8 protein-coding genes are annotated in these 11015 nt (G+C 72.4%); all 8 read right to left on the bottom strand.

The genetic code is table 11. From position 1 onward, the window contains the following. From ACFYOU_RS22005 to ACFYOU_RS21970, 8 genes are read right to left on the bottom strand one after another with little or no spacing between them, the layout of a single operon-like run. A complete protein-coding gene (locus tag ACFYOU_RS22005; RefSeq protein WP_391307797.1) occupies window positions 1-648 on the bottom strand; it encodes a PIG-L family deacetylase in 648 nt (215 codons plus the stop codon). Next, complete coding sequence (locus tag ACFYOU_RS22000) at window positions 645-1472, bottom strand: glucose-1-phosphate cytidylyltransferase (protein WP_389769799.1); 828 nt, start codon at window positions 1470-1472, stop codon at window positions 645-647. Before ACFYOU_RS22000 ends, ACFYOU_RS22005 begins: the two co-directional genes overlap by 4 nt. A gap of 13 nt (window positions 1473-1485) precedes the next feature. Continuing rightward, complete coding sequence (locus ACFYOU_RS21995; RefSeq protein ID WP_389769801.1) at window positions 1486-2721, bottom strand: class I SAM-dependent methyltransferase; 1236 nt, start codon at window positions 2719-2721, stop codon at window positions 1486-1488. Beyond that, a complete protein-coding gene (locus ACFYOU_RS21990) occupies window positions 2718-3992 on the bottom strand; it encodes a glycosyltransferase (RefSeq protein WP_391307795.1) in 1275 nt (424 codons plus the stop codon). The genes ACFYOU_RS21995 and ACFYOU_RS21990 overlap by 4 nt, the downstream gene beginning before the upstream one ends. A 2-nt stretch (window positions 3993-3994) precedes the next feature. Further along, a complete protein-coding gene (locus ACFYOU_RS21985; RefSeq protein WP_391308027.1) occupies window positions 3995-5287 on the bottom strand; it encodes an O-antigen ligase domain-containing protein in 1293 nt (430 codons plus the stop codon). 1 nt (window position 5288) lies between these two features. Continuing rightward, window positions 5289-6767 (bottom strand): right-handed parallel beta-helix repeat-containing protein, encoded by a 1479-nt coding sequence (locus ACFYOU_RS21980; protein WP_391308026.1) that lies wholly within the window; start codon window positions 6765-6767, stop codon window positions 5289-5291. 43 nt (window positions 6768-6810) lie between these two features. After that, the gene (locus ACFYOU_RS21975; RefSeq protein WP_391307793.1) at window positions 6811-8760 is read right to left on the bottom strand and encodes a heparinase II/III family protein; all 1950 of its coding nucleotides are present in this window, start codon (window positions 8758-8760) and stop codon (window positions 6811-6813) included. After that, window positions 8757-10946, bottom strand: a complete 2190-nt coding sequence (locus ACFYOU_RS21970; protein WP_391307791.1) for a Gfo/Idh/MocA family oxidoreductase — start codon at window positions 10944-10946, stop codon at window positions 8757-8759. Before ACFYOU_RS21970 ends, ACFYOU_RS21975 begins: the two co-directional genes overlap by 4 nt. Window positions 10947-11015 lie beyond the last annotated feature (69 nt).

Raw genomic sequence — 11015 nt, 5'->3', positions numbered from 1 at the left:
TCATTCCCCCAGGTCGAGAGTGAGTTTGGTGACGGCGAACGCCTCGGCGTAGCGCGTGTGGCATTCGATGCCGCGGATCCGTGCCAGCCCGAGGAACGCCTCGCGGTCGTACCAGGGCCGGTGTCGTTGCGAGGGGTAGTGCTCTTGGAGCAGCCGCACCTTCCGTTCGGCGATCTCCGGTGTCAGCGGCTGGTACCCCACCGGGCGGCCGAGGTCGCCGTCCCACTTGACGATCTCGTAGCCGAGGACGAGGTGGTCGCGGAACGCGGTGGACGCCAGCTTCGCCAGGCCGCGGTGGTCCTGGTGCGCGTCTTCGGTGCGCGGGGCCAGGACCAGGTCCGGGTCGGTCTGGGTGCGCAGGTGCTCGACCGCGGCCTTGGCCTCGTCCCACCGGGCCGGCAGCCGGCCGTCGGGCAGCTTGAGCACGGTCAGGTGGAGGTCGGCGCCCGGGCAGAAGGCGGCGAGCGCGGCCTGCTCCTCCTGCTCGCGTTCGCTGCCCCCGCCGGAGAGCACCAGTGCGTCGACGCGGATGCCCGGCCGGGCGAGGCACGTCGTCAGCAGGGTGCCGCCGGCGCCGATGGCGATGTCGTCGCAGTGCGCGCCCAGGGCGACGATCCGGTCCAACGGCCCGGTCCCGAGCCGGATCACGCGGTCCTCACCCGGGCGCCGCCGCGGCCGCCGGGCGGGTGCGGCCCGCCGTCCCGTTCCCACACGGCCCACGGGCGCTCGCCCCGGGCGTAGGAGGCGTCGAGCGCGGCGCGTTCCTTGACGGTGTCGGTCGGCTTCCAGAAGCCGCGGTGCTGGTAGGCCAGCAGCCGCCCGCGTTTGGCGAGCCCGGCGCATCCGTCGGCGACCAGGTCCCCGTTCTCCGGGATGTGGTCGAAGACCTCCTGACGGAGCACGAAGTAGCCGCCGTTCTCCCACAGCGGCAGTTCGCTGACCGCGGTGATGCCTCCCACCAGGCCGTCCTCGCCCAACTCCACGCAGTGGAACGAGGACTGGGGCGGCACCACCGTCATCGACGCGCCGGCGTCGCGCCGGGCGAACTGCTCGATCATCTCGGGCAACGGGGCGTCGGTGAGCACGTCGGCGTAGTTGGCGAGGAACATCTCGTCGCCGTCCAGGTGGGGCCGTACCCGGCGCAGCCGCTCCCCGATCGGCGACTCGATGCCGGTCTGCACGAACGTGATCGTCCAGCTGGCGATGTCGGTGGACAGCAGTTCGGTCTGTCCGCCGCGCAGCACGAAGTCGTTGGACGTCGTCTCCTCGTAGTGGAGGAAGAAGTCCTTGATGTGGTGGGCCCCGTAGCCGAGGCAGAGGATGAACTCCGTGTGGCCGAAGTGGGCGTAGTAGCGCATGACGTGCCAGATCAGCGGTCGGGGGCCGACCATCGCCATCGGCTTGGGTATGTCGTCGGACGCTCCGCTGCGCATGCGCAGCCCGTAGCCGCCGCAGAACAGTACGACCTTCATGCTGCGATCTCCTTCACGACGCGACCTCGACGATGTTCAGTTCCGGGATGGGGAAGACCAGCCGGCCGCCCCAGGCGTGCACGAAGGACAGTTGCTCGACCAGTTCGGCCCGCAGGTTCCAGGGGAGGACGAGCACGTAGTCCGGTCGGTCGACGGCGATCTGTTCGGGCGGCAGGATCGGGATGCGGGTGCCCGGGGTGAACCTGCCGTGTTTGTAGGGGTTGCGGTCGACGGTGTACGGGAGCAGGTCGGGCCGGATGCCGCAGTGGTTGAGCAGCGTGTTGCCCTTGCCCGGGGCGCCGTAGCCGACGACCGTCTCGCCGCGTTCGGCCGCGTCGACGAGGAAGCGCAGGAGGTCGCGGCGCACCTTGGCCACCCGGGCGGAGAACTCGGTGTACCCGGACAGTTCCTGGAGCCCGGCGGCCTTCTCCCGGTCCAGTGCGTCGGCGACCCGGCGGCTCGGTTCGCCGGCCGCCTCGGCCGGTCGGGCCCACAGGCGGACGGAGCCGCCGTGCGTGGGCAGCAACTCGACGTCCACGAGGGTGAGTCCACCGCTCGCCAGCGCCCGGATCGCGGAGGCGACCGTGTAGTACTGGAAGTGCTCGTGGTAGATCGTGTCGTACTGGTTCTCCTCGATCAGGGTCAGCAGGTGCTGCACTTCGATGGAGACCCAGCCGTCGTCGGCGACCAGGGCGCGCAGCCCCCGGGTGAAGCCGACCACGTCGGGGATGTGCGCGTACACGTTGTTGGCCACCACCAGGTCCGCCGGACCGTGCTCGGCGCGGACGGTGGCGCCGGTGGTCGGGCTGAGGAACTCCGTGAGCGTGGGCACCCCCGCTTCCCGCGCCGCGGCGCCGACGTTCACCGACGGTTCGATGCCCAGGCAGCGGACGTCCCGGTCCACCAGGTGCTTCAGCAGGTACCCGTCGTTGCTGGCGACCTCGACCACGAAGGCGTCGGAGCCGAGGTCGAGCCGCTGGACGGCGTCGCTGACGAAGGTGCGGGCGTGCTCCACCCAGGAGGTCGAGTAGGAGGAGAAGTACGCGTACTGGGTGAACGTGTCCTCCGGGGTGATCAGCGGAGGGATCTGTGCGAGCCAACAGTCGGTGCAGACCCGCAGGTGCAGCGGGTACGTCGGTTCCGGTTGGTCCAGTTGGTCCGCGGCGAGGAAGCTCTCGCACGGCGGGGTCGCGCCGAGGTCGACGACGCTGACCGTCGCCGCCGAACCGCAGAGTCGGCATCCTGTCATCTACTGCCCCCATCCCTGCCCGCGCGGGTGTCCCGCTGCGAGCCGGTGCTGTCGTCCCCAACCGGCGGCGGGCCGTCCCCGCCGCCGGACCGTCCCGCGATCGCGGTGCGGTATCCGTCCACCAGGCGCTCCAGCCCGACGGTCGGGCTGAAACCCTGTTCGTAGCGGCGCCGGGCCGCCCGGCCCAGCTCCCGGTTGCGGGCCGGCTCGGTCGCGATCCGGCGCAGGCAGGACGCGAGCGAAGCGGGCTCGCCCGGCTGGTGCAGCAGCCCGGTCACCCCGTCCTCGACGAGTTCGACGAAGGCGCCGTGGCCGGCGGCGACCGCCGGGACGCCCGCCGCCATCGCCTCCACGACCACCAGGCCGAACGCCTCCAGCCAGGTCGAAGGGGCCACCACGGCGACCGACCGGGCGATGGCCTGCCGGCACTGGGCCGGGTCGTACAGGCCGACGTACCGCACGTCGTCGCGGCCCGCCGCCCAGGCGCTCACCTCCTGCTCCAGGGGCCCCGCGCCGGCGATCACGAGCGGTACGCCCACGCCGCCGTCCGCGGCGATCCGGTCCCATGCGGCCATGAGGGGCCGCACGCCCTTGGTCTCGGCGAGCCGGCCGAGGTAGAGCAGGTGTTCGCCGTCGCCCGACCGGCGGGCGTCCGGGTCGGGCACGAAGTTGTGCTTCACCGCCAGCCGCTCGGGCGGCATGCCGGAGCGCACCAGGACGTCGCGCTGTGCCGCGGAGATGCAGAAGAACCGCTCCACGCCGGACCACCACCGCCGTCGGTTGGCCGACAGGCTGATCGCGAGCGGTACCGTCGCCAGCCGGGAGTTGCGGTAGCAGCCGTGCCGCACGGCGGGCAGCGGCGCCCGGCCGATGCACTCGGTGCACGGTCGGCCGTTGCGTTGCAGGGTGCCGGGCGGGCAGACCTGGGTGTAGTTGTGGAGGGTGGCGACGGCGGGTACGTCGGCGTCGGCGCAGGCGGCCAGTACCGCGGGCGACAGGAGCGGGAAGACGTTGTGGACGTGCACCACGTCCGGCCGCCCGGCGCGCAGTCGGGCGGCCAACTCCGAGCGGACCGACGGGTTCCACGGCACCAGCAGCGGCAGCGCGGCCTTGCCCGGCAGGGACCGGGCGGCGATGTCGTCGCTGCGCCGCTCGAACAGCTCGACCCGGTGGCCGGCGGCGCGCAGCAGCGCCACCTCCTGGTCGACGACGTTGTTCTCCCCGCTCGGCTGCGCCGAGGAGTAGCGGTTGTGCACCACGAGGACGTGCATGCTCAGTTCACCTCCGGTTCCCGGGTCCCTCGCGGGCGGAGCCGCCGCGGGGGTCCGGGGGTCGTGGGCGGGGTGGTCGCGGCGGGTGCCGCCAGCAGGGAGGCGGCCACCGCCAGGTGCAGCAGGTAGGGCGAGGCGTCGCCCAGCCCGGCTTCGGTGTACGAGGCGATGGCGCAGTAGGCGATCAGGAAGATCGCGCACGCCCGCGGCAACGACGGTGGCCGCAGCAGCGCCACGCCGCCCAGCACGAGGAAGATCGCCGCCACGACCGCGGTGCCGGTCAGGCCCTGCTCGTGGTAGACGGCCAGCCAGCTGTTGTCGATCGGCAGCCCGCCGAAGGACTTGTCGCCCAGGCCCACGCCGAACAGGTGCTCGGAGGCCGTCCGGGGGGCTGCCAGCAGGGCGTCCCAGACCTTGGCGCGACCGGTGAGGTTGGAGAAGTTCTCCTGGCTCTGGCCGCGCAGGAACCAGGCCTGGAGCGCGGAGCTGAGCGCCAGCGCGGCCACCGCGGCGCAGAGCACCGCCCAGGCGAGGAACCGGCGGGCGGCGGCGCTGGTCAGGACGAGCGAGCTCACCGCCAGGGCCAGCCCGACGAGCAGGCCGAGGGTGGCCGTGCGGGTGTGGGTCAGGGCGAGCAGGACCAGGGAGGGCACGATGACCACCACCGCGCTGGTCCGGTCGGTCCGGCGGCCCAGGAGGAGCAGCGCGGTGAGTCCGATGATCACCGCGGCGTACTGTCCGATCTGTGGCGGGGTGAGCGGCCACAGCGCGCCGACCAGCCGCCCGCCGTAGAGTTCGGGCACGGCCGCGCCCGGGGAGACGGCCGCGCCGGCGGCCACCGATCCGAGTACGGCGAAGTACATCCGGACGTGGTGCCGGACGAAGGCGGTACCGCCGTCCCACCAGCGGCTCAGGAGCCACAGGGTGCCGACGAAGAGCGCCAGCCGGGCGCAGCGGAACAGCGCGCCGAACCCGGATTCCAGGTGCACGCTGGAGATCACGCTCGGCACCAGCAGCAGGGTGAGCAGGAAGACGTAGGCGCTGGGCCGGACGCGCAGCCGGAGGTTGAGTGCCAGCGCCAGGGCGAAGGCGGCGACCAGTGCGCCCATGGTGACGAGTTGGATGAGGGAGCGGGGCAGCGGGACGATGGTCTTCGCCCCGGCGGAACCGAGCGTGTTGAGGACCAGCAGCCCCCAGACCAGCCCGACGGCCTTGGGCGTGCCGGCGGGGCGCGGTTCGGCGTCGGGCCGGGTGCCCGTGGTCTCCCGGTCACCGTCGTGCGGGTGTCCGCCCATCTCAACCACCGGCCCGTGGGTCGAGGGTGCTGCCGGTGTCCTGGTGGTAGGGGGTGCCCTGCCACTGCCCGAAGTCGAGCACCCGGCTCGGGTCGTGGGCGACGAACTTCCACGGGCCGACGTAGACGTTGTCGTGCCAGCGGTTGCGCTGCTTGTGGGTGATCGCTTCGGCCACCCGTTCGCCCTGGTACGGCGACCAGTCGGGATAGGTGCCGTAGTTGGCGAGCACCGCCATGCGGTCGCACTTCACCGTGCACCCGACGACGGAGGTGTCCAGCACGAAGCGGTTGTGGTGGACGTCCACGCGCTGGGTCCTCCACCGGCAGTCGGTGTAGAGGGGTGCGGTGGCGATCCCGGGCCGGGCGCAGCGGTCGGGCTGCCGCACCAGCAGCGTGCAGGTGCCGGAGGAGGTGTTGGCCGGGCTGTTGCAGAACCGGTCGGCGTTCTCCCACAGGGTGATTCCGGACCAGTTGTCCTCCAGCACGTTCCGGTAGATCTCGATCTTGTCGGTGCGGGCCCGCACCCGTGGTTCGCCGCCGGACTCGGACAGGTAGACGGTGGCGAACGGGAAGCTGTCGCCGCGGTCGGCGTACCTGCGGCCCTCGACCCAGTTGTTGCGCCGGATCGTGTTCTCCCGGATGACCGCGTTGTAGCTGATCTCGTAGATCAGTGCGGCGCCGTCGTTGGCTTCGAGCACGTTGCCCTCGATGCGGAAGTCGTTGTTGTTGGTGTCCGCCCACAGCCCGGCGCCGCGGTTGTCGTGCACCCAGTTGCCGCGTACGTCGGCGCCGTCGACCGCCCAGAACTTGATGCCCGCGGTGCAGCCGCAGCCGGGCCGTCGCCGTTCCCAGTCGTCGGTGTTGTTGGCCACGATCTCGTTGCCCTCGACCAGCAGCCCGCTGAGCCGTCCGCCGGCCTGGTACGCGTTCATGCCGTACTGGCCGTTGCCGCGCAGACAGCTGGCGCGCACCCGCTGGCGGTCGCCGGCCATCAGTCCGGCGCCGGAGTTGTACTGGATCTTCGCGTGTTCGATCACCCATCCGTCGGCCGAGTCGTGGTTGACCACGCCCTCGTTGTGCGGTGCGACGAAACCCTGCACGGTCAGGTGGCGGAGGGTGACGTCGGGCGCGGAGCCGCCGAACGCGTACTGGTTGGTCTTGCGGCCGTCGAGCACCGCGCCGGGCGCGCCGAGGTAGCGGTTGCCCTTCTTGGGGATGACCTGGGAGTAGCGCTCCGGGGGGAGTCGGTGCGTGCCCGGTCGCAGCCAGAAGGTGGTGCCTCGGGGGTGGCTGCGGGTCTTCGCGGCCAGGTCACCCACGACCGCGGGGTCGACGGTCACCGCGCCCGGGGGCGCCGTCGCCGGGCCGGCCGTGGGCTCGGCGCACACCCGGGCCGGGGGCGTGGCGGGTGCGACGGTCGGCTCCGCCCGGGCTTCCTGCGTGCCCGCGCAGCCGGTCGCCAACAGGGCCAGCGTCGCCATGGGCGACGCCCACGTCCGCCAGGTGATCCCCACGCGCCCTCCCCTAGTCGCGGAACCTGAGTACGGTGGTGAACCCCTGCGCGCCGTCGGCGGATCCGGTGCCGAGCAGCACGGTGGTGGGTTCCTTGCGTCCGAAGCCGGCGGAGTACCAGCCCAGGGGCGGGTCGCTCGCGCCGCGGTGCGCCCGCCAGGTCAGCTGTTCCGGTAGGTCGAGCGCCGCGGAGCGGTCCTCGCCGTCCCGGGTCCAGGTGAGGTGGGCCCGGTTCCCCACCAGGTCCGCGGTGATCGTCGGCCCGAGGTGGAACGCCAACTGCGCGGCGCGGCGCGGGCCGCGCACCTCGTCGATGACGCGCAGTTCCCGGGTCTGTGCGGTCAGCTCCACGCGGCGGCGGTGCACGGAGCGCGGGTAGCCGTGGTGTTCGGCGCACCAGCGGCTCACCCGCTCGTCGGTCGTGTCCACGGCCAGGACGCGGCTGCGGGCGTGCCGGGTCCACAGGAAGGGGCCGCCGGAGACGGACTGGTCACCGCCGTCCAGTTGCAGGGTGTTGTGGCCCAGGGTCGAGCGGAAGTACTGCCGCCACTCGGGTTGCCCGTGGTAGCAGAACGTCCCGGGGTCGGCGAGCACGTCGACCCCGTCGTGGCGGACCTCCACGGCGAGGGCGTCCGCGTGGGCGTGCGCGGCGATGGACAGGAAGCCGTGCGGACCGCCGTCGCAGCGGCACCAGATCTCCCCGGGGCCGCGCAGGACGGTCAGGCCGGCGTCGGCGAAGTGGGCCGGTCGGCTCGTCGGGCGGGTGACGGCCGGTGCCGCGGGTCGGACGAGGGCGGCCAGCAGCGGGGTGCGCACACTGGTGGCGGTCACGTCCGGCCACCAGTCGAGGCGCCCGAACACGGCGTCCCCGGTGGCCAGCAGCGAGGCCCAGCGGTCGGTGCCGGCGCCGTCCACGACGAGACCGTGCCCGTCGTCGGCGTCCCCCTGGCGGGGCGGCCGCAGTCGGTCGTCGACGACGGCGGCCAGCGCGTCGGTCATGCGCAGCAGCACCAGCCGGACGGACGCGGGGACCGGCACTGCGGCGGCGTCCGCCTCGGCCACCGCGGCCAGGCCGAGTTCCAGGACGAGTCCGTGGTACTCGGTGGCCAGCTCGCGGTTGAGGCCGGAGCGGAAGGTGTTGCTGCGCAGGTGCCGCTCCAGGGACCGCAGAGCGTCGGCCCGCCACCGTGCGGAGGAGGGGAACCAGCCGAACGCGCAGGCCGCGGCGAACTGTCCGGCGGCCTCGGCGATGACGTGGTTGTTCGCCGAGGAGCCCCGGCTGGGGAAGGCGGCCAGCCAGCGCTGGTGGTGCCAGATCTGGTGCAGGGCCGCCGGGTTGCCCTCGAACAGCCCGGGCGCACCCGACCAGCCGTCGAGCAGCCGGCGGATCCACACCCAGGACAGCAGCCTGATGCCCAGTTCGATGCCGCTGATCCAGTGCACCCCGTGCAGCGGCGGGTTCGCCGCCCACCAGGACCGCAGGTGCTCGGCCACGCGCTCGGCGTACCGCTCGTCCCCGGTGACGGCGTAGGCGGCGGCGAGCACCGTGAGGTACTGGTGCCGGGACGGCTCCCAGATCTGCTTGACGTCCCCGATGGCGTCCTCGTCGCGGTAGGGCACGTCGAAGGCGTGGACCCCGGGGGCCCGGCGTCCGGTCTTGGGGTCGTACCACCAGTCCGGGTCGACCAGGTCGTCGCGTTCCACCCCGAAGTACTCGACCCGCCCGGCCATCAACCGGTCCGCCGCGGCGACCAGACGTTTCGCGGCGTCCGGGGGCACTGCGGTGGTCGCCCGGGCGGGCAGCAGCGCGGTGAACCGGGCGCCGGTCACGCTCGGGGCGTCCGGCAGCGGTGACCGCCACCGCCGTCTGCGCACCGCGTCACCGAGCCGACCGCCGACCTCCTGCGGTCCCATCCGGGACAACCGTCGCAGGTACCAGCCCACGGACGTGCTCCGGGTCATCGCGTCCTCGTCAAGGTCACCGGGGCGCCGCTGACCAGGCCGGTCTGCACGGCGAGGGTGGCTGCCGTGGTGGCGACCAGCGACTCCAGCGGCACCGGCATCGGCCCGCCGGTGCGCACGGCCTTGAGAAACGCGTCCAGTTCGGCGCGTTGGCCCTTGTCCCGGGTGTGGGACAGCCGCGGGCTGCTCCACCGCTTGCGGCCGTGCACCGAGGCGCGGACGAAGTCGTCGAACCGCAGCACCTTGCCGTCCGCGATCAGGTCCAGCGTCTCCTTGGGGAAGCCGGGTGAGCCGGTGGTGACGTAGCTGAGGGTGGCGGTGGAGCCGCCCGGGTAGCGCAGCACGATCTGGAGGTCCTCGTTGCCGGGCGTGGCGACCGCGTACACCGAGGTCGGGTCGGCCCCGAGCAGCCAGCTGACGGTGTCGATGAAGTGACCGCCCTCGCCGGCGAACCGGGAGCCCTGGCTGTCTTGTTGGAGGTACCAGCTGCCGTGCTGCAACCGGCCGGCGTTGACCAGGTAGCGGACGTTCGCCGGGCCGCTCCGGGTGCCGAACCGCTTGCGGGCCTGCCGCAGCAGTGGCGCGAACCGCCGGTTGAAGCCCACTTGCAGCCGGTCGTTGCCGGACTCGTCCACCGCCGCGAGCACGCCGGCCAGTTCGTCCTCGGTGAGCGCCAAGGGCTTCTCCACGAAGACCGCCTTGCCGGCCAGCAGCGCCCTGCGGGTGAGTTCGGCGTGCGAGTTGTGCCGGGTGACCACGAACACCGCGTCCACGGAGGGGTCTTCGAGTACGGCGTCGAGCTCGGTGGTCGCTTCGGCGAAGCCGAACTTCCGCTTCGCGTTGACCGCGGACAGCGCCGTCGTGGTGACGACGGTGGACAGCTCGACGCCGTCGCGCCGGGCCAGGTGCGGCAGCAGCATCGACGTCGCGTAGTTGCCCGCGCCGACGAACGCCAGCCGCACCGGCGAGGTGGCGGACCGGGTCGGGGTGGACGCCCCGCCGCTGCGTCGCACCGTGGGCACGGCCACCGCCGGTGCTTCCGCTTCGATCGGGTGTTCCGCGGCGTCGGGGTAGCGGAACAGCACGGCCACGGCCTTCAGTTCGCCGTCCTTCAGGCGCTGGTAGGTCTTGACGGCGTCGTCGAAGTCGGCGATGTGGGAGATCAGGGGGTCGGTGTCGACGCGGCCGCGGGCCAGGAGGTCCAGGAAGCACGCCAGGTTGCGCCGCTCGGTCCAGCGCACGTAGCCGATCGGGTAGTCCCGCCCTTCGAGTTCGTACTCCGGGTCGTAGCGCCCGGGGCCGTACGAGCGGGAGAACCGGACGTCGAGTTCCTTCTCGTAGTACGCGTTCCACGGCAGGTCCAGGCGGCACTTGCCGATGTCGACGACCCGGCCGCGGTCCCGACTGAGTCGGGCGGCCAGTTCGACGGGCTGGTTGCTGCTGCCGCCCGCGGCCAGGTACACCTGGTCCACGCCGTGACCGTCGGTGAGTTCGGCGACGGAGCTCTCCACGGCCGCGGACCCGGGGTCGCCGCAGGCCGCGGCGCCGAGGCGGGCGGCGAGTGCGCAGCGCACCGGGTCGGGGTCGACGCCGATGACGCGGACCCCCGAGGCGGTCAGCAGTTGCACCACCAACTGCCCGATCAGTCCGAGGCCGATGACCAGGGCCACGTCACCGAGCTGCGGCTCGCCGCGGCGGACGCCCTGCAAGGCGATCGACCCGACGGTGCCGAAGGCCGCGTGGCGCGGTGCGAGGCCGTCCGGCACCGGGGTGTACAGGTTCTTCGGCACCCAGTTCAGTTCGGCGTGCAGCGCGTGTTCGTTGCCGGCGCAGGCCACCAGGTCGCCGACCGCCACGTCGTCGATGCCGGCGCCGACCTGCTCGACCACCCCGCACAGCGAGTAGCCGAGCGGCGTGTAGGAGTCCAGTTGGTTGATCACCTTGCGGTAGGTGGCGGACATCCCGTTGGTGGCGACGCTCTGCATGACCTTCGCCACCTGGTCCGGTCGGGAGCGGGCCTTGCCCAGCATCGACATGCCGGCCTCGGACACCTTCATGAGCTCGGTCCCGGTGGAGATCAGCGAGTAGGCGCTGCGGACCAGCACACCGTTCGGCTTGCACCCCGGCACCGGCACGTCGAGCAGCGCCAGTTCGCCGCTCTTGTAGTTCTGCACAACCTGCTTCACCCGAACTCCTCTTGTTTCTACGCCGTCACGCCGTCTAGCCCTGTATCCGTCTAGCCCTGCATCCGTGTA

Source organism: Streptomyces sp. NPDC005955 (genome assembly GCF_042871255.1).
Taxonomy (GTDB): Bacteria; Actinomycetota; Actinomycetes; order Streptomycetales; family Streptomycetaceae; genus Streptomyces.
The sequence above is the reverse complement of the archived record's forward strand: the minus strand, read 5'-3'. Positions and strand labels throughout refer to the sequence as shown.